Annotated in this window: 16 protein-coding genes, 3 tRNA genes and 1 pseudogene; 18 read left to right on the forward strand and 2 right to left on the reverse strand. The window is 56.1% G+C overall.

All coding sequences use genetic code 11. The features are described 5' to 3' along the window. Positions 1-90: 90 nt before the first annotated feature. Positions 91-1143 carry a small ribosomal subunit biogenesis GTPase RsgA gene (gene rsgA, locus ACMGGQ_RS00180; protein WP_420289437.1) on the reverse strand — a complete coding sequence of 351 codons (1053 nt, stop codon included), beginning with the start codon at positions 1141-1143 and terminating at the stop codon, positions 91-93. Between the two features lie 107 nt (positions 1144-1250). On the opposite strand from rsgA, the gene orn reads away from it, so the two are divergent. From orn to ACMGGQ_RS00200, 4 genes are all read left to right on the forward strand, one after another. After that, the gene (orn, locus tag ACMGGQ_RS00185; protein WP_045909541.1) at positions 1251-1796 is read left to right on the forward strand and encodes an oligoribonuclease; all 546 of its coding nucleotides are present in this window, start codon (positions 1251-1253) and stop codon (positions 1794-1796) included. A gap of 196 nt (positions 1797-1992) precedes the next feature. Beyond that, positions 1993-2068: transfer RNA gene (locus ACMGGQ_RS00190), tRNA-Gly, on the forward strand. A gap of 36 nt (positions 2069-2104) precedes the next feature. Further along, a tRNA-Gly gene (locus tag ACMGGQ_RS00195) sits at positions 2105-2180 on the forward strand. A gap of 36 nt (positions 2181-2216) precedes the next feature. Continuing rightward, positions 2217-2292, forward strand: a tRNA-Gly gene (locus tag ACMGGQ_RS00200). Positions 2293-2562: 270 nt separating this feature from the next. Here the strand turns inward: ACMGGQ_RS00200 and queG are convergent. After that, positions 2563-3702: a tRNA epoxyqueuosine(34) reductase QueG gene (queG, locus tag ACMGGQ_RS00205; protein ID WP_069720057.1), complete on the reverse strand. Its 1140-nt coding sequence runs from the start codon at positions 3700-3702 to the stop codon at positions 2563-2565. On the opposite strand from queG, the gene nnr reads away from it, so the two are divergent. From nnr to rlmB, 14 genes and pseudogenes are all read left to right on the forward strand, one after another. Beyond that, positions 3701-5224 (forward strand): bifunctional ADP-dependent NAD(P)H-hydrate dehydratase/NAD(P)H-hydrate epimerase, encoded by a 1524-nt coding sequence (gene nnr, locus ACMGGQ_RS00210; RefSeq protein WP_420289438.1) that lies wholly within the window; start codon positions 3701-3703, stop codon positions 5222-5224. The genes queG and nnr overlap by 2 nt on opposite strands. Beyond that, positions 5217-5678, forward strand: a complete 462-nt coding sequence (tsaE, locus tag ACMGGQ_RS00215; protein ID WP_008502923.1) for a tRNA (adenosine(37)-N6)-threonylcarbamoyltransferase complex ATPase subunit type 1 TsaE — start codon at positions 5217-5219, stop codon at positions 5676-5678. Before nnr ends, tsaE begins: the two co-directional genes overlap by 8 nt. A gap of 16 nt (positions 5679-5694) precedes the next feature. Then, positions 5695-7035: an N-acetylmuramoyl-L-alanine amidase AmiB gene (gene amiB, locus ACMGGQ_RS00220; RefSeq protein WP_045907962.1), complete on the forward strand. Its 1341-nt coding sequence runs from the start codon at positions 5695-5697 to the stop codon at positions 7033-7035. Between the two features lie 9 nt (positions 7036-7044). Further along, positions 7045-8888, forward strand: a pseudogene (mutL, locus tag ACMGGQ_RS00225) (DNA mismatch repair endonuclease MutL). Then, the gene (miaA, locus tag ACMGGQ_RS00230) at positions 8881-9831 is read left to right on the forward strand and encodes a tRNA (adenosine(37)-N6)-dimethylallyltransferase MiaA (protein ID WP_047073328.1); all 951 of its coding nucleotides are present in this window, start codon (positions 8881-8883) and stop codon (positions 9829-9831) included. Before mutL ends, miaA begins: the two are co-directional and overlap by 8 nt. Positions 9832-9916: 85 nt before the next feature. Then, complete coding sequence (hfq, locus tag ACMGGQ_RS00235; RefSeq protein WP_008502919.1) at positions 9917-10228, forward strand: RNA chaperone Hfq; 312 nt, start codon at positions 9917-9919, stop codon at positions 10226-10228. 74 nt (positions 10229-10302) lie between these two features. Next, the gene (gene hflX, locus ACMGGQ_RS00240) at positions 10303-11583 is read left to right on the forward strand and encodes a ribosome rescue GTPase HflX (protein ID WP_023310136.1); all 1281 of its coding nucleotides are present in this window, start codon (positions 10303-10305) and stop codon (positions 11581-11583) included. A 56-nt stretch (positions 11584-11639) separates the two neighbouring features. Next, positions 11640-12899 (forward strand): FtsH protease activity modulator HflK, encoded by a 1260-nt coding sequence (gene hflK, locus ACMGGQ_RS00245; protein ID WP_045907965.1) that lies wholly within the window; start codon positions 11640-11642, stop codon positions 12897-12899. 2 nt (positions 12900-12901) lie between these two features. After that, positions 12902-13906 carry a protease modulator HflC gene (gene hflC, locus ACMGGQ_RS00250; RefSeq protein ID WP_008502916.1) on the forward strand — a complete coding sequence of 335 codons (1005 nt, stop codon included), beginning with the start codon at positions 12902-12904 and terminating at the stop codon, positions 13904-13906. A gap of 71 nt (positions 13907-13977) precedes the next feature. Further along, positions 13978-14175 (forward strand): DUF2065 domain-containing protein, encoded by a 198-nt coding sequence (locus tag ACMGGQ_RS00255; RefSeq protein ID WP_003855996.1) that lies wholly within the window; start codon positions 13978-13980, stop codon positions 14173-14175. Between the two features lie 104 nt (positions 14176-14279). Next, positions 14280-15578: an adenylosuccinate synthase gene (locus tag ACMGGQ_RS00260; RefSeq protein ID WP_420290549.1), complete on the forward strand. Its 1299-nt coding sequence runs from the start codon at positions 14280-14282 to the stop codon at positions 15576-15578. Between the two features lie 192 nt (positions 15579-15770). After that, positions 15771-16196 carry a nitric oxide-sensing transcriptional repressor NsrR gene (nsrR, locus tag ACMGGQ_RS00265; protein WP_420289439.1) on the forward strand — a complete coding sequence of 142 codons (426 nt, stop codon included), beginning with the start codon at positions 15771-15773 and terminating at the stop codon, positions 16194-16196. Between the two features lie 38 nt (positions 16197-16234). Next, positions 16235-18676 carry a ribonuclease R gene (gene rnr, locus ACMGGQ_RS00270; protein ID WP_420289440.1) on the forward strand — a complete coding sequence of 814 codons (2442 nt, stop codon included), beginning with the start codon at positions 16235-16237 and terminating at the stop codon, positions 18674-18676. A 66-nt stretch (positions 18677-18742) separates the two neighbouring features. Beyond that, the gene (gene rlmB / locus ACMGGQ_RS00275; RefSeq protein ID WP_111967108.1) at positions 18743-19474 is read left to right on the forward strand and encodes a 23S rRNA (guanosine(2251)-2'-O)-methyltransferase RlmB; all 732 of its coding nucleotides are present in this window, start codon (positions 18743-18745) and stop codon (positions 19472-19474) included. Positions 19475-19519 lie beyond the last annotated feature (45 nt).

Here is a 19519-nt window from a genome sequence, read left to right on the forward strand (position 1 = left end):
TCCAGGCCATTGTTTTGTCGTTCCTGATCCGGCGTTAAGCCGCCGGAACCTGAAAAAAGGGGACGATTTTAGCGATGCTTAGCTTAGTTGTCAGTTATCAGAATCAGAAAAGTTTTTACGCGTTTTTACCTGATCCATGCTCTCAAGAATACGGTGATAATTCTCGAAGCGGGTCTCCGCAATTTCGCCTTTCTCAACCGCTTCACGGATAGCGCAGCCTGGGTCGTTATCGTGTTTACAGTCGCGGTACTTGCAAGCGCCTAAATAATCATGGAATTCGACAAATCCGTTAAAGATTTGTTCCGGCTCCAGGTGCCATAAACCGAACTCTCGCACGCCCGGGGAGTCGATGACATCGCCCCCATGCGGGAAGTGATACAGGCGTGACGCGGTGGTGGTGTGCTGGCCCAGGCCCGAGACATCAGAGACATCGTTGGTGAGGATCTCTTGTTGCAGGCCAAGCAGGTTGTTCAGCAGGCTCGATTTGCCCACGCCGGACTGGCCCGCAAAGATGCTGATGCGATCGGTAAGCGCCTCTTCCAGCGGTTTCAGGCCATCTTTGGTGTAGCTGGAGACCATCAGGACGCGGTAGCCAATCTTGCGATAGATTTCCATCTGCTCATTGACGAAAGCCATTCCGTCGTCGTCCAGCAGATCGATTTTGTTCAGCACGATAATCGGCTCAACCTGCAGCGTTTCGCAGGCGACGAGGTATCGGTCGATAATATTGAGCGACAGTTCGGGCAAAATCGCCGATACGATAACAATCTGGTTAATGTTGGCGGCAATCGGTTTGACCCCGTCGTAGAAATCGGGACGGGTTAACACGGACGTGCGCTCATGGACCGCTTCAACGATACCTTTTACCGTCACGCCTTCCGCCGCCTCTTTCCCCGGCCGCCAGACGACGCGGTCGCCGGTCACCAGAGAACGAATGGTCCGGCGGATGTTGCAGCGGTGAATCGCACCATCGGCAGATTCCACGTCAGCATGCATACCGAAACGGCTGATGACTACGCCTTCCGTTGGGTCGCCAAACAGGTTGTCGTCGTAATCGACCTTCTCCGCAGTGGTTTTAAGACGGCGCTGGTGATTGGCATTCACGCGGCGCTGCTGCCCTTTGGAGAGTTTATTTTTACTCAATCGCACTGGCTCCTGGTCGCCCGTAGGGGGCAAAACCTCTATGATACACTCTAATTAATACTAGTTAACCTGCTACTGCCGGTTATGCGAGAAGGGTGGAAAATAACATGAGCGCGGATGAAAACAACCTGATTTGGATCGATCTCGAAATGACCGGGCTGGATCCCGAGCGCGATCGCATCATTGAAATTGCAACCCTGGTGACGGACGCCAACCTGAATATCCTGGCGGAAGGGCCAACGATAGCGGTGCATCAGTCCGATGACCAGCTGGCGTTAATGGATGAGTGGAACGTGCGTACCCACACCGGCAGTGGTCTGGTGGAGCGCGTGAAGGCGAGCACCATGGGTGACCGTGAGGCGGAGCTGGCGACGCTTGAGTTCCTGAAAAAGTGGGTTCCGGCGGGCAAATCGCCTATCTGTGGGAATAGTATCGGTCAGGATCGTCGTTTCCTGTTTAAGTACATGCCGGAGCTGGAGTCTTACTTCCACTACCGCTATCTGGATGTCAGCACGTTGAAAGAGCTGGCGCGTCGCTGGAAGCCTGAAATCCTCGACGGCTTTAAAAAGCAGGGGACGCATCAGGCGATGGACGATATCCGAGAGTCCGTGGCGGAGCTTTCCTACTACCGCGAAAACTTTATTAAGCTGTGATTTTGAGATCCGGCGCCTTGCGTGGCCGGTTTTTTGTCGTTAAATTGTTCAGCTTGCCCATTAAATAAGCATTTGAACTGAATTTCGAAAAAATCGCTTTAAGGGGGGTTGCAGCTAAAAGGATTTCTCGTATAATGCGCCTCCCGTAACGACAGAGAATTACACGTTACGACAGCAACAAAAGCAGTACAGATTTGCGGGAATAGCTCAGTTGGTAGAGCACGACCTTGCCAAGGTCGGGGTCGCGAGTTCGAGTCTCGTTTCCCGCTCCAAAATTTGAAAGTGCTTCCACAGCACAGACTGCCCAAGCGGGAATAGCTCAGTTGGTAGAGCACGACCTTGCCAAGGTCGGGGTCGCGAGTTCGAGTCTCGTTTCCCGCTCCAAAATTTGAAAGTGCTTCCACAGCACGGACCACCCAAGCGGGAATAGCTCAGTTGGTAGAGCACGACCTTGCCAAGGTCGGGGTCGCGAGTTCGAGTCTCGTTTCCCGCTCCAAATTCTTCTTCATCTCTAAAATATCCACAGCGAAAAGCGTCGCTGGGGACGTTTTCTATTGTCTCTGAAATACTCTTGTGAACAGAGTTATCCACAGAAACTGCGCTTAACCGAAACAGGGTTAAAACTTAGCAGGGTGAATAATATCTTCATAACACACTGTATTTTCAGTATAAAATTTGATTTCAAAATGTTATTGAGATCACTTGACCTCATCTCCAGCCCAGATGGCGCTTGAGTTTGTAATTTTATTCACAGGCTGTGAATAGTTCAGGCATCCCTCGGAAGCCCTTTCTCAATCACCCTCACCAGACGCTGTTTCTTCGGTAGCTGCACCTCGACCACGCAGGCATTACGCTTCTCTATCTGCTGCGCAATCGCCCATTCTATGTGTTCATCAAGAAGTGGGTGCTCACCTCGACGGCTTTCAAGCGCCCGAATGTTGGCTTCATCCCACGGGGCATTCCCCAGCGCGACGGCGACATTTCGCAGCCAGCGCAGATGGCCGATACGGCGAATAGCCGAACCCTCCGTCACTTTCAGGAACCAGGCCTCGGACCAGGCGAACAGCTCAATGAGTGGCGGGGCATGGAGCGCCTTACGCGGGTTGAAATCCTCTTCGTCAGTAAGCTGCGAATAGCGGTTCCATGGGCAGATGAGCTGGCAATCATCGCAGCCGTAGATGCGGTTGCCGATAAGCGGTCGGAATTCCTCTGGAATGGCCCCTTCCAGTTCGATAGTCAGGTAGGAGATACAGCGGCGCGCATCAACGGTGTAGGGCTCAACGATGGCGCCGGTAGGGCAGATGGTCATACAGGCCACGCAGCGGCCACAGCCTTCCTCTACCGGGCCGTCTACCGGCAGCGGTAAATCGATCAGCAGTTCACCGAGGAAGAAGAACGATCCGGCGTCGCGGCTAAGGATAAGTGAGTGCTTACCTGTCCAGCCAAGCCCGGCTTTTTCGGCGATCGGACGCTCAAGAATAGGCGCGGAATCGACAAAGGGTCTAAAATTCAGCGAAACACAGTGCTGCTGAATAGTTTCCCCGAGTTTTTTTAAACGGTTACGCAGAAGCTTATGGTAATCACGTCCCAGGGCGTACCGGCTAACGTAACCCAGCGAGGGGTCTTTTAGCGTGCGCGCAAAGGCCGCGTTGGCGGGCAGATAATTCATGCGCACGCTGATGACGCGTAATGTGCCCGGCAAAAGCTCGTGTGGACGGGCGCGCATCATGCCATGACGCGCCATCCACTCCATTTCGCCGTGGTATTGTTTATCCAGCCAGGCCTGCAGTTTCGGCTCGCTGGCGGAAAGGTCGGTATCGGTAATGCCCACCTTCTGGAAGCCAAGCTCAGCACCCCACTGTTTTATTTTTTGCGCTAATTCATTGAGATCGAGGGGCTGTGACATGACGGACCATACGGTGAAGAAAAACCCCGCAAGTATACCACATTCCATCTGGCATGCGGATGACCTCCGGCGCGCCGAAAAAGAGGCTGCAGACAGCCTCGGGATTACCCTGTATGAACTGATGCTGCGCGCGGGTGAGGCGGCATTTGACGTTGCCCGAAGCGCCTTCCCGCAGGCGGCTCACTGGCTGATTCTGTGCGGGCACGGCAACAACGGCGGTGATGGCTACGTCGTTGCCCGTCTCGCGGTGGCTGCGGGTCTCCGCGTGACCTTGCTGGCTCTCGAAAGTGATAAACCGCTGCCGGAAGAGGCCAGCGCGGCGCGGGAGGCATGGCTGAACGCAGGCGGTGTGATTCATGCGCCTGATATCGTCTGGCCAGAGGATGTTGATCTGATTGTTGACGGGCTGCTGGGCACCGGGCTGCGCAGCGCGCCGCGCGAAAACGTTGCCGCGCTTATTGAACACGCTAACAGACATTCCGCGCCGGTAGTCGCCCTGGATATTCCCTCTGGCCTGATGGCACAAACCGGCGCGACGCCGGGGGCGGTGATTCAGACGGCACATACGGTGACCTTCATCGCCCTTAAGCCGGGGTTACTGACCGGCAAAGCGCGGGATGTCGTCGGCGTGCTGCACCACAGTGCGCTGGGACTGGAGAGCTGGCTCGCCGGGCAGGAAACGAAACTGTCACGCTTTGACGCCTCGCAGCTCCCAGCGTGGCTCCCGCCGCGCCGGTCGACCTCCCATAAGGGCGATCACGGCAGGCTGGTCATTGTGGGCGGCGACCACGGTACGGCAGGTGCGATTCGCATGACCGGTGAAGCGGCTTTGCGCAGCGGCGCCGGATTAGTGCGAGTGCTCACTCGCATTGAGAATATTGCGCCAATCATCACCGCCCGACCGGAGCTAATGGTCCATGAGCTTACGCTTCAGACGCTGGAGGAAAGTCTGGAATGGGCGGACGTGGTGGTGATCGGTCCCGGGCTTGGACAGCAGGCGTGGGGTAAACAGGCCCTGCAAAAGGTCGAGAATTTTCGCAAACCGATGCTGTGGGATGCCGACGCGCTTAACCTTCTGGCAATAAACCCGGATAAGCGTCACAATCGCATTCTGACGCCACACCCCGGCGAAGCCGCGCGGCTGCTTAACTGCAGCGTGGCAGAAATTGAAAGCGATCGCTTACTTTCTGCTCAGCGTCTGGTAAAACGTTACGGAGGTGTTGCTGTTTTAAAAGGGGCAGGAACCGTTGTCGCCTGTGACGAGACGCAGGGGATTATTGATGCCGGAAATGCGGGCATGGCGAGCGGCGGCATGGGCGATGTGCTTTCCGGCATCATCGGCGCATTGCTTGGACAGAAACTTCCCCTTTATGATGCAGCCTGTGCGGGCTGCGTGGCCCACGGCGTTGCGGCAGATAAACTGGCCGCGCGTTACGGTACACGCGGTATGCTGGCCACCGATCTCTTTTGCACGCTGCGGCGTGTTGTTAACCCGGATGTGATTGACGTAGAAAATGACTAATCGAGCGATTCCTTTACCTGATGAACAAGCCACTTTAGATCTCGGCAAGCGCGTGGCGCAGGCCTGTCAGGGGGCAACCGTCATTTATCTGTATGGTGATTTAGGTGCGGGTAAAACCACCTTCAGCCGGGGTTTTTTGCAGGCGTTAGGGCATAACGGGAATGTGAAAAGCCCAACCTACACGCTGGTAGAACCGTACACCCTTGAAAATCTCATGGTGTACCACTTCGATTTATACCGCCTTGCGGATCCTGAGGAGCTGGAATTTATGGGGATCCGTGATTATTTTGCCAATGATGCCATCTGCCTGGTGGAGTGGCCGCAACAAGGTGCGGGTGTGCTGCCTGACCCGGATGTCGAAATTCACTTAGATTACCAGGCACAAGGGCGTGAGGCACGCATCAGTGCTGTTTCCTCATCAGGCAGTTCCTTACTGGCGCGACTGGCCGGTTAAGCGTAGGGATGACGGGATGATAAATCGCGTTAAAGGTTGGTTGTTGGCTGCCACCGTGCTGCTGTGCGCGCAGGCCGGGGCGGCAAACCTCTCAGATATTCAGGTCTCGAACGGCGAAAGCCAGGCCCGGATCACGTTCAGCTTTATGGGCGATCCTGAGTATGCGTTTTCACAGCCAGACAGCCACAGCGTGGCGCTGGATATCAAACAGACAGGCGTGATCCAGGGACTCCCGCTGCAGTTCAGCGGCAACAACCTGGTGAAAAGTATCCGTTCGGGTACGCCGCAGGATAGCCAGTCGTTACGCCTGGTGGTCGATCTGACCGAAAAGGGCAAAACGAAGGCGGTGAAGCAGCAAAACGGGGCGAACTATACGGTGGTCTTTACCATCAATGCCGATGTCCCGCCACCGCCTCCACCGCCGCCGGTCGTTGCGAAACGCGTCGAAGAACCGGTGTATACGCCGCGTCCTGCTGAACCTGCGCGTAATCCGTTTAAATCGCAGAACGATCGCATCACTGCGGCAACCAGCAGCAATACGGTAACGCGTCCGGCAGCGAGTGCGCGCCGTGCAGCGGCCAGCGGTGACAAAGTGATTATCGCCATTGATGCGGGTCACGGTGGACAGGATCCGGGTGCGATTGGCCCGGGGGGGACGCAAGAGAAAAATGTCACCATCGCCATTGCCCGTAAGCTGCGTGCGCTGCTCAACGACGACCCTATGTTCAAAGGCGTGTTGACCCGCGACGGGGATTACTTCATTTCGGTGATGGGGCGTTCGGACGTTGCACGTAAGCAGAATGCGAACTTCCTGGTCTCCATCCACGCGGATGCTGCGCCAAACCGTAACGCGACCGGCGCCTCGGTATGGGTACTCTCGAACCGTCGCGCCAACAGCGAAATGGCCAACTGGCTGGAAGAGCATGAGAAGCAGTCCGAACTGTTGGGCGGCGCGGGCGATGTGCTGGCAAACAGCCAGTCAGACCCGTATCTCAGCCAGGCGGTGCTGGATTTACAATTCGGTCATTCTCAGCGCGTCGGGTATGATGTCGCCACTAACGTATTGAACCAGCTGCAAAGTATTGGCGTGCTGCATAAGCGTCGTCCTGAACATGCCAGCCTCGGCGTTCTGCGCTCGCCAGATATCCCGTCCATCCTTGTAGAGACGGGCTTTATCAGTAACAACGGTGAAGAGCGTCTGCTGGGAAGCGACAGCTATCAGCAGCAAATTGCCGAAGCGATTTATAACGGTCTGCGTAAATACTTTGATGCCCATCCGCTGCAGTCTGCGCCACAGAGTGGCGCAGGCCAGACGGCCAGCGCAGCGCTGCCGGGTGAGATGACCGCGACCAACTAAGGAGAATTCATGCCGATTCAGGTTCTGCCGCCGCAGCTTGCGAACCAAATCGCCGCCGGTGAGGTGGTGGAACGCCCTGCGTCGGTCGTGAAGGAGCTGGTGGAAAACAGCCTTGATGCAGGCGCGACCCGTATTGATATTGATATCGAGCGCGGTGGCGCAAAGCTCATCCGCATTCGTGATAACGGCTGTGGCATAAAAAAGAGGAGCTGGCGCTGGCGCTGGCCCGTCACGCCACCAGTAAAATTGCTTCTCTGGATGACCTGGAAGCGATTATTAGCCTCGGCTTTCGCGGTGAAGCGCTGGCCAGTATCAGCTCGGTTTCGCGCTTAACGCTGACCTCCCGTACCGCCGAACAGCAGGAAGCCTGGCAGGCTTACGCGGAAGGGCGCGATATGGATGTGACGGTCAAACCCGCGGCGCACCCTGTCGGCACGACGCTTGAAGTATTAGATCTCTTCTACAACACCCCCGCCCGACGCAAGTTCATGCGTACCGAGAAGACCGAATTCGGACATATCGACGAGATCATCCGCCGTATCGCGCTGGCGCGTTTCGATGTCACCATCAACCTCAGCCACAACGGCAAGGTGATGCGTCAGTATCGCGCGGTGGCGGAAGGTGGACAGAAAGAGCGTCGCCTGGGCGCCATTTGCGGGACCCCGTTTCTGGAACAGGCGCTGGCCATTGAGTGGCAGCACGGCGATCTGGCGCTGCGCGGCTGGGTAGCCGATCCGAACGCGAGCAGCGCTGCGTTTGCGGAGATCCAGTATTGCTACGTCAACGGCCGCATGATGCGCGACCGTCTCATCAATCACGCCATTCGCCAGGCCTGCGAAGACAAGCTCGGGGCCGATCAGCAGCCTGCTTTCGTGCTTTATCTGGACATCGACCCGCATCAGGTGGATGTGAACGTTCATCCAGCCAAGCACGAAGTGCGGTTCCACCAGTCGCGACTGGTGCATGATTTTATCTATCAGGGCGTGCTGAGCGTGCTGCAGCAGCAGGTTGAAACGTCGTTGCCGCTGGAACACGCAGAACCGGCGCCACGCCCAATCCCGGAAAACCGCGTCGCGGCGGGCCGCAACCATTTTGCGGAGCCCGCCGTCGCGCGTGAACCGGAAGCGCCGCGCTTTTCCTCCGCCGGGGGGGCACCGCGTCCAACGGGAGCTAACTACCCGAATGCCCAGCCTGGCTATCAAAAGCAGCAGGGCGCGTTGTACCGCAAACTGCTGGAAACGCCGGCCGTGGAGCGTAAAACATCTATTCCGGCGCCTCAGCCTTCTCTGGACGGCCACAGCCAGAGTTTTGGTCGTGTGCTGACGATCATCGCGCCGGATATGGCGCTGCTGGAGCGTGACGGTAAATTGATGCTTCTGGCACTGCCGGTGGCCGAACGCTGGCTCAAACAGGTGCAGCTCACGCCGGGCGAAAATGCCGCCTGTGCGCAGCCGCTGTTAATTCCGGTTCGCCTGAAAATATCCCCTGATGAAACAAGGGTATTGCAGCGCGCCGAGGCGCAGCTGGCGCAGATGGGGATTGAAACTGTGCTCGAACCGCAACATGTGACAATTCGTGCAGTGCCTTTACCCTTACGCCAACAAAATTTACAAAACTTGATTCCTGAACTGATAGGCTACCTGGCGCAGCAAACAGCGTTTGATGCCGCTAACACCGCGCAGTGGATCGCCCGTCATCTGGCAAGCGAACACACGCCGTGGAGCATGGCACAAGCCATTAGCGTGCTGGCGGAGGTGGAACGCCTCTGTCCGCATCTGGTGAAAACGCCGCCGGGTGGATTATTACAACCTGTTGATTTACAAACGGCGATGAACGCCCTGAAACATGATTGATGTAAGTAAGGCGAGCCTGCCTAAGGCAATTTTTTTAATGGGCCCAACGGCCTCCGGCAAAACGGCGCTCGCCATTGAGTTGCGTAAAGTTTTGCCTGTAGAGTTGATTAGCGTCGACTCCGCCCTCATTTATCGGGGGATGGACATCGGCACGGCGAAGCCTGACGCAGAAGAGCTGCGTGCGGCACCGCACCGTTTGCTGGATATACTCGACCCGGCTCAGGCTTACTCCGCAGCGGATTTTCGCCGGGATGCCTTAGCCGAGATGGCCGAGATAACGGCGGCGGGGCGTATACCGCTGTTGGTTGGCGGAACCATGCTCTACTTCAAGGCGCTGCTGGAGGGGTTATCACCTCTGCCATCCGCGGACCCTGAAGTAAGAGCGAAAATTGAGCAGCAGGCGGCAGAGCAGGGTTGGGACGTTTTGCATCAGCAACTGGCGGAGATTGATCCGGTTGCCGCAGCACGGATCCATCCAAATGATCCGCAAAGGCTTTCCCGGGCACTGGAAGTTTTTTTCATTTCGGGTAAAACTTTAACGGAACTGACGCAAACGTCAGGAGACGCTCTGCCGTATCAGGTGCATCAGTTCGCCATCGCCCCGGCGAGCCGTGAACTGCTCCATCAGCGAATTGAGCAGCGTTTTCATCAGATGTTAGCTTCAGATTTTGAAGCAGAAGTGCGGGCGTTATTTGCCCGTGGAGATTTGCATACGGACATGCCTTCCATTCGTTGTGTGGGATACCGCCAGATGTGGTCGTATCTTGAAGGTGAGATTTCATACGATGAAATGGTTTATCGAGGTGTTTGCGCCACGAGACAGTTAGCGAAGCGCCAGATCACCTGGTTGCGCGGTTGGGAAGGGGTTCACTGGTTAGACAGTGAAAAACCACAACAGGCGTTAAACGACGTGATTGAGGTTGTTGGTGATATCGCTCACTGAATGTGTACAATTGAGACGTATCGTGCGCAATTTTTCAGAATCGCAAGGTTCTAAGTACAAAACAAGCATATAAGGAAAAGATAGAATGGCTAAGGGGCAATCTTTACAAGATCCGTTCCTGAACGCATTGCGTCGGGAACGTGTTCCAGTTTCTATTTATTTGGTGAATGGTATTAAGCTGCAAGGTCAGATTGAGTCTTTCGATCAGTTCGTGATTCTGTTGAAAAACACGGTCAGTCAGATGGTCTACAAGCACGCTATTTCTACTGTTGTTCCGTCCCGTCCGGTATCTCATCACAGCAATAACGCTGGCGGCGGCACAGGTAGTAACTACCATCATGGCAGCAACGCGCAGGGTTCTTCAACGCCAGCGCAGGACAGCGACGAGACCGAATAAGGTTTCGCACTGTTATCCACACGGGGAGCCAGGGATCCTGCGTTCCCCGCTGATCTTTTTAGAGAGGTTTACGCTTGTTTGACCGTTATGATGCCGGTGAGCAGGCGGTGCTGGTACACATCTATTTTTCGCAAGACAAAGATATGGAAGACCTCCAGGAGTTTGAATCTCTGGTCTCTTCCGCCGGTGTCGAAGCAATGCAGGTGATTACCGGTAGCCGTAAAGCGCCGCACCCAAAGTATTTTGTTGGTGAAGGTAAAGCAGTCGAAATTGCGGATGCCGTAAAAGCAACCGGCGCGTCAGTCGTGTTGTTTGATCATGCGCTGTCTCCAGCCCAGGAGCGCAACCTGGAAGCTCTCTGCGAATGCCGTGTTATCGATCGCACGGGATTGATTTTAGACATTTTTGCTCAGCGTGCACGTACCCACGAAGGGAAACTGCAGGTTGAGCTGGCGCAGCTGCGCCATCTGGCAACGCGTCTGGTGCGTGGCTGGACCCACCTTGAAAGACAAAAAGGCGGGATTGGTTTGCGCGGCCCGGGTGAAACCCAGCTCGAAACCGACCGTCGTTTGCTGCGTGGCCGAATTACCCAGATCCTCTCACGTCTGGAAAGGGTTGAGAAACAGCGTGAGCAGGGGCGTCGGGCACGAACCAAAGCCGACATCCCGACGGTGTCGCTGGTGGGGTATACCAACGCCGGTAAATCCACCCTGTTTAACCAGATAACCGAGGCCCAGGTTTATGCCGCAGACCAGCTGTTTGCGACCCTGGACCCTACGCTGCGCCGTATTGACGTCGCAGACGTCGGTGAAACGGTGCTGGCGGATACCGTAGGGTTTATCCGTCACCTGCCGCATGACCTGGTGGCGGCATTCAAGGCCACCCTGCAGGAGACGCGACAGGCGACGCTGCTGCTGCACGTGATTGATGCAGCAGACGTGCGCGTGCAGGAGAACATCGACGCGGTGAACGTGGTGCTTGAAGAGATCGACGCCCACGAAATTCCCACGCTGTTGGTCATGAACAAGATCGATATGCTGGACGATTTCGAACCGCGTATCGACAGAGATGAAGAGAACAAACCGATTCGGGTCTGGCTTTCTGCCCAGACCGGTATTGGTGTGCCACTGCTTTTCCAGGCTTTGACAGAACGTCTTTCCGGTGAGGTAGCTCAGCACACGCTGCGACTGCCGCCACAGGAAGGCAGGCTGCGCAGCCGGTTTTATCAGCTTCAGGCGATAGAAAAAGAGTGGATGGAGGATGACGGCAGCGTGGGGATGCAGGTGCGTATGCCGATCGTTGACTGGCGTCGCCTCTGTAAACAAGAACCTGCGCTGGTCGACTATATCGTCTGATCAGAAAGGGGATGCCTGAATAATTCGCCCTTGCATAACAAATATGGAGCATATACATGGCGTGGAATCAGCCCGGTAATAACGGACAGGACCGCGACCCGTGGGGAAGCAGCAATAATCAAGGCGGCAACTCTGGGGGAAATGGCAACAAAGGTGGTCGCGAGCAGGGGCCGCCGGATCTGGATGATATCTTCCGCAAGCTGAGCAAAAAGCTTGGTGGTCTTGGCGGAGGTAAAGGTTCTGGCTCAGGTGGAAATTCCACCCAGGGGCCGCGCCCGCAAATGGGTGGCCGCGTAGTGGGTATTGTTGCCGCTGCAGTGGTAATCATCTGGGCTGCTACCGGGTTCTACACCATTAAAGAAGCGGAACGCGGTGTGGTGACCCGCTTCGGTAAGTTCAGCCATCTGGTTGAGCCGGGCCTGAACTGGAAACCGACCTTCATTGACGACGTGACTGCGGTCAACGTGGAATCCGTCCGTGAACTGGCCGCCTCCGGCGTGATGCTGACCTCTGACGAAAACGTCGTGCGCGTTGAGATGAACGTGCAGTACCGCGTGACCGATCCTGAGCGTTATCTGTTTAGCGTGACCAGCGCCGATGACAGCCTGCGTCAGGCGACCGACAGCGCCCTGCGTGGTGTGATCGGTAAATACACCATGGACCGCATTCTGACCGAAGGTCGTACCGTTATTCGTAGCGATACCCAGCGTGAGCTGGAAGAGACCATTCGTCCGTACAACATGGGTATTACCCTGCTGGACGTCAACTTCCAGGCTGCCCGTCCGCCGGAAGAGGTAAAAGCGGCCTTTGACGATGCGATTGCTGCACGAGAAAACGAACAGCAGTACATCCGTGAAGCAGAAGCTTACACCAACGAAGTTCAGCCGCGTGCTAACGGTCAGGCGCAGCGTATTCTGGAAGAAGCGCGTGCGTATAAGACCCAGACCATCCTGGAAGCACAGGGTGAAGTGGCTCGCTTTGCGAAGATCCTGCCTGAATATAAAGCGGCGCCGGAAATTACCCGTGAGCGTCTCTATATCGAGACCATGGAAAAAGTGCTGAGCCACACCCGCAAAGTGTTGGTTAACGACAGTAAAGGCGGAAACCTGATGGTGTTGCCGCTGGATCAGATGCTGAAAGGCGGTTCTGCTCCGGCTGCAAAAGATAACAGCGGTGCGAACAACCTGCTGCGTCTGCCGCCATCCTCAACGGGCAGCGCCAGCACGAACACAACGCCTTCTTCGAACGATGGTGACATTATGGACCAACGCCGTGCTAACGCGCAGCGTAACGACTACCAGCGTCAGGGGGAATAAGGATGCGTAAGTCAGTTATTGCGATCATCGTCATCGTACTGGTCGTGCTTTATACCTCGATCTTTGTGGTGAAAGAGGGCGAGCGTGGGATCAAGTTCCAGTTCAGCAGCGTCGTGCGTGATGGCGACAAACGTCCGGTCATTTACGAACCGGGCCTGCACTTCAAGGTGCCGTTCATTCAGTCTGTGAAAACGCTGGATGCGCGTATCCAGACCATGGACAACCAGGCCGACCGTTTCGTGACCAAAGAGAAGAAAGACCTGATCGTTGATTCCTATATCAAATGGCGCATCAGTGATTTCAGCCGTTACTTCCTGGCAACGGGCGGCGGTGACGTTTCCCAGGCGGAAGTGCTGCTGAAACGTAAGTTCTCTGACCGTCTGCGTTCCGAGATTGGTCGTCTGGATGTGAAAGACATCGTGACCGATTCCCGTGGGCGTCTGACCCTGGAAGTTCGCGATGCGCTGAACTCCGGCACCGCGGGCACTGAAGATGAAGTTTCAACGCCAGCAGCTGACGATGCAATTGCCAAAGCGGCTGAACGCGTTCAGGCAGAAACCAACGGTAAAGTGCCGGTGATCAACCCGAACAGTATGGCTGCGCTGGGTATCGAAGTGGTGGACGTGCGTATCAAGCAGATCAACCTGCCGGTGGAAGTGTCCGAGGCGATTTACAACCGTATGCGCGCCGAGCGTGAAGCGGTCGCCCGTCGTCACCGTTCACAGGGTCAGGAAGAGGCGGAGAAGCTGCGTGCTGCTGCGGACTACGAAGTGGCCAAGACGCTGGCGGAATCTGAGCGCCAGGGCCGTATCCTGCGCGGTGAAGGTGATGCGGAAGCCGCGAAACTGTTTGCTGATGCCTTCAGCCAGGATCCTGACTTCTATGCCTTTATCCGTAGCCTGCGTGCTTACGAGAATAGCTTCCAGAGCAACCAGGATGTGATGGTGCTCAGCCCGGACAGCGATTTCTTCCGTTATATGAAGACGCCGACTAACGCAACGCGATAAACTCAGGCTCGTTTGAGTATTCAAACCACCGCTCCCCACGGAGCGGTGGTTTTCTTTTATAAGGAACAAAAATGAATTCAACGATCTGGCTCGCGCTGGCCCTGGTCCTGGTGCTGGAAGGTCTGGGACCGATGCTCTATCCACGCGCCTGGCGTCGAATGATCGCCACCATGAGCCAACTGCCGGATAATATTTTACGTCGTTTTGGCGGCGGTCTTGTGGTTGCGGGCATCGTGATCTACTACATGTTGAGGAAAACGATTGGCTGATCAAAAAGTAGGCGCAATCGGCGTATTTTGAGGTCAAAAAGTGCTGTATATCTGAAAAAGCGATGGTAGAATCCATTTTTAAGCAAACGGTGATTTTGAAAAAAATGGGTAACAACGTCGTCGTACTGGGCACCCAATGGGGTGACGAAGGTAAAGGGAAGATTGTTGATCTTCTGACTGAACGGGCTAAATATGTTGTGCGCTACCAGGGCGGTCACAACGCAGGCCATACTCTCGTAATCAACGGTGAAAAAACCGTCCTCCATCTTATTCCATCAGGCATTCTTCGCGAAAACGTCACCAGCATCATCGGTAACGGCGTTGTGCTGTCTCCAGCGGCGCTGATGAAAGAGATGAAAGGACTGGAAGTCCGTGGTATCCCTGTTCGTGAGCGTCTGCTGCTCTCCGAAGCCTGCCCGCTGATCCTGGATTATCACGTGGCGCTGGACGTTGCGCGTGAAAAAGCGCGTGGCGCGAAAGCGATCGGCACCACCGGTCGTGGTATCGGCCCGGCTTACGAAGATAAAGTTGCACGTCGCGGTCTGCGCGTGGGCGATCTCTTCGACAAAGCGACCTTCGCTGAAAAGCTGAAAGAAGTGATGGAATATCACAACTTCCAGCTGGTGAACTTCTACAAAGCTGACGCTGTTGACTACCAGAAAGTGCTGGATGACGTCATGGCGATTGCAGACATTCTGACCGGTATGGTTGTTGATGTGTCCGATCTGCTGGACCAGGCGCGCAAGCGTGGCGATTTCGTCATGTTCGAAGGTGCACAGGGTACGCTGCTGGACATCGACCACGGTACCTATCCGTACGTCACCTCCTCTAACACCACCGCAGGTGGCGTGGCGACCGGCTCTGGCCTGGGTCCACGTTATGTGGATTACGTTCTGGGTATCATCAAAGCGTACTCCACTCGCGTGGGTGCGGGTCCATTCCCGACCGAACTGTTTGATGAAACCGGCGAGTTCCTGTGCAAGCAGGGTAACGAGTTTGGCGCGACCACCGGTCGTCGTCGTCGTACCGGCTGGCTGGATGCGGTTGCCGTGCGTCGTGCAGTGCAGATCAACTCCCTGTCTGGCTTCTGCCTGACCAAGCTGGACGTACTGGACGGCCTGAAAGAAGTGAAAATCTGCGTAGGCTACCGTATGCCAGATGGCCGCGAAGTGACCACCACTCCGCTGGCTGCTGACGACTGGGAAGGCATTGAGCCAATCTACGAAACCATGCCGGGCTGGTCTGAGACCACTTTCGGTGTGAAAGAGCGTAGCGGCCTGCCGCAGGCGGCGCTGGATTACATCAAGCGTATTGAAGAACTGACCGAAGTGCCGATCGATATTATTTCTACCGGCCCGGATCGTACTGAAACGATGATCCTGCGCGACCCGTTCGACGCATAATCTTCGTGACTGCTGGCCTGCGGGGAGACCCGTAGGCCGGATAAGCGTAGCGCCATCCGGCGACCGCTCCTGGATCTCCGCTTTTTCGCCCCGTCTGTCAAATAAATTAGCCGCTAACTATCTGGCTGGTTTATCATCATTAATGAATATCTCTGCGGTTTGTCCGCGATTTCCCTTTTTCCTGAGGTTGATGTGCAGTTAACAAGTTTCACCGATTACGGCTTACGCGCGCTGATCTACATGGCGTCGTTACCCGATGGGAAAATGACCAGTATCTCTGAAGTCACAAAGGTCTACGGCGTATCCCGTAATCATATGGTCAAAATAATCAATCAACTTAGTCGTGCCGGATACGTTGCTGCCGTCCGCGGGAAGAATGGTGGGATCCGTCTTGGTAAACCGGCACAGAGTATTCGTGTTGGCGATGTGGTACGTGAACTGGAGCCGCTCTCTCTGGTGAACTGCAGCAGCGAGTTCTGCCACATCACGCCCGCTTGCCGCCTGAAACAGGCGCTTTCTAAGGCCGTGCAAAGTTTTCTCATGGAACTGGATAACTACACGCTGGCCGATTTGGTTGAAGAGAATCAACCGCTTTATAAATTATTGCTGGTGGAATGAAGAAAATTTCCACCGGAGCTGACAACGGAGGAACCGACATGTCACACGATCCTTTCCAGGAACGCGAAGCCGAAAAATACGCGAATCCTATCCCCAGCCGCGAGTTCATCATTGAACACTTAACAAAACGCGAAAAACCCGCCAATCGTGAAGAACTTGCTGTTGAATTAAACATTGAAGGTGAAGAGCAAATTGAAGCCCTTCGCCGCCGCCTGCGCGCGATGGAGCGTGACGGGCAACTGGTCTTTACCCGCCGCCAGTGCTACGCGCTGCCAGAACGCCTCGATCTGCTGAAAGGGACCGTCATTGGTCACCGCGATGGCTTCGGCTTCCTGCGCGTAGAAGGCCGTAAAGACGATCTGTATCTCTCATCTGAACAGATGAAAATGTGCATCCACGGCGACCAAATTCTGGCGCAGCCGCTGGGCGCCGACCGTAAAGGCCGCCGCGAAGCGCGCGTCGTGCGCGTGCTGGTGCCAAAAACCAGCCAGATTGTCGGCCGCTACTTTACCGACGCGGGCGTGGGGTTCGTGGTGCCGGACGACAGCCGTCTGAGCTTCGACATCCTGATCCCACCTGAAGAGGTGATGGGCGCCCGCATGGGCTTTGTGGTGGTGGTGGAACTCACCCAGCGCCCAACCCGTCGCACCAAAGCGGTAGGTAAAATCGTCGAAGTGCTGGGCGATAATATGGGCACCGGCATGGCCGTTGATATGGCGCTGCGCACCCACGAAATTCCGTACATCTGGCCGAAAGTGGTTGAAGAGCAGATCGAAAGCCTGCGTGAAGAAGTGCCGGAAGAGTCCAAAGTGGGTCGCGTGGATCTCCGCTCCCTGCCGCTGGTCACGATCGACGGTGAAGACGCCCGTGACTTTGATGACGCCGTCTACTGCGAGAAAAAACGCGGCGGCGGCTGGCGTCTGTGGGTAGCGATTGCAGACGTAAGCTACTATGTTCGTCCGCACACCCCGCTGGATAACGAAGCGCGCAGCCGCGGTACCTCGGTCTACTTCCCGTCGCAGGTTGTACCGATGCTGCCGGAAGTGCTCTCTAACGGTCTGTGCTCCCTGAACCCGCAGGTTGACCGCCTCTGTATGGTGTGTGAGATGACCATCTCCAACAAAGGGCGATTAACCGGCTACAAGTTCTACGAAGCGGTGATGAGCTCGCATGCGCGTCTGACCTATACCAAGGTCTGGCATATGCTGCAGGGCGACCAGGATCTGCGCGAACAGTACGCGCCGCTGGTCAAACACATCGAAGAGCTGCATAACCTCTACAAAACGCTGGATCAGGCGCGCGAAGAGCGCGGCGGGATCTCCTTTGAGAGTGAAGAGGCGAAGTTTATCTTCAACGCCGAGCGCCGCATTGAGCGTATCGAACAGACCCAGCGTAACGATGCGCACAAGCTGATCGAAGAGTGTATGATTCTGGCGAACATCTCGGCGGCACGCTTCGTTGAGAAAGCCAAAGAACCGGCGCTGTTCCGTATTCACGATAAACCGTCGACGGAAGCCATCACCGCGTTCCGCTCCGTGCTGGCCGAACTGGGCCTGGAGCTGCCGGGCGGCAACAAGCCAGAGCCGCGCGATTACGCCGAGCTGCTGGAATCCATTAGCGATCGTCCTGATGCAGAAATGCTGCAGACGATGCTGCTGCGCTCAATGAAGCAGGCGATTTACGATCCGGAAAACCGCGGTCACTTCGGCCTGGCGTTGCAGTCTTACGCCCACTTTACGTCGCCGATCCGTCGTTACCCTGACCTCTCTCTGCACCGTGCGATCAAGTATCTGCTGGCGCAGGAGCAGGGACATAAAGGGAACACCACCGAAACCGGTGGCTACCACTATTCGATGGAAGAGATGCTGCAGCTGGGTCAGCACTGCTCCATGACCGAACGCCGTGCCGATGAAGCCACCCGCGACGTGGCGGACTGGCTGAAGTGTGACTTTATGCTGGACCAGGTCGGCAACGTCTTCAAAGGCGTGATTGCCAGCGTGACCGGCTTTGGCTTCTTCGTTCGTCTGGATGAGCTGTTTATCGACGGTCTGGTGCACGTCTCCAGCCTGGATAACGACTACTACCGCTTCGACCAGGTCGGCCAGCGTCTGATCGGCGAATCTGGCGGCCAGACCTATCGTCTGGGTGACCGCGTGGAAGTGAAGGTTGAGGCCGTGAATATGGACGACCGTAAAATCGACTTCAGCCTGATCTCCAGCGAGCGCGCCCCGCGTAACGTCGGTAAAACCGAGCGCGAAAGAGCGAAAAAAGGCGGAAATGGCAAAACGAGCGGCAAGCGCCGTCAGGCCGGTAAGAAGGTGAACTTCGAGCCGGACAGCGCGTTCCGCGGCGAGAAGAAGCAGAAGCCGAAGGCGGCGAAGAAAGAAGCCCGTTCAGCGAAGAAACCTTCCGCGAAGACACAGAAAATAGCGGCCGCCACCAAAGCGAAGCGCGCGGCTAAGAAAAAGCAGGCGGAGTAAATTCTCCCCTCACCCTGACCCTCTCCCCAACCGGGAGAGGGGAAATACTTATTACGAGAACCATCAATGAGTGAAATGATTTACGGCATCCACGCGGTGCAGGCCCTTCTCGAGCGCGCACCGGAGCGTTTTCAGGAAGTGTTTATTCTGAAAGGGCGTGAAGACAAACGTCTGATGCCGCTGATCCACGCTCTGGAAGCACAGGGCGTGGTGATCCAGCTGGCGAACCGCCAGTTCCTGGATGAAAAAAGTGACGGGGCGGTGCACCAGGGCATTATTGCCCGCGTGAAGCCGGGCCGTCAGTATCAGGAAAACGATCTGCCGGATCTTATCGCTGAGCTGGAGAATCCATTCTTCCTGATCCTCGATGGCGTTACCGATCCGCACAACCTCGGCGCGTGTCTGCGCAGCGCGGATGCGGCGGGCGTGCATGCGGTGATCGTGCCGAAAGATCGCTCCGCGCAGCTGAACGCGACGGCGAAGAAAGTGGCCTGCGGCGCGGCGGAAAACGTTCCGCTGATCCGCGTGACCAACCTGGCGCGCACCATGCGTCTGCTGCAGGAAGAGAACATCTGGATCGTCGGGACTGCCGGTGAAGCGGATCATACTCTGTACCAGAGCAAAATGACCGGCCGTCTGGCGCTGGTGATGGGGGCGGAAGGTGAAGGCATGCGTCGTCTGACCCGCGAGCACTGCGACGAGCTGATCAGCATCCCGATGGCGGGCAGTGTGTCCTCCCTGAACGTGTCTGTTGCGACGGGCATCTGTCTGTTTGAAGCGGTGCGTCAGCGCAGCTGATTTTCGCCCGGTGGCGCTTCGCTTACCGGGCCTACGGTTTTGTAG

This window comes from Enterobacter sp. BNK-13, assembly GCF_048685015.1.
Lineage (GTDB): Bacteria > Pseudomonadota > Gammaproteobacteria > Enterobacterales > Enterobacteriaceae > Enterobacter > Enterobacter quasiroggenkampii.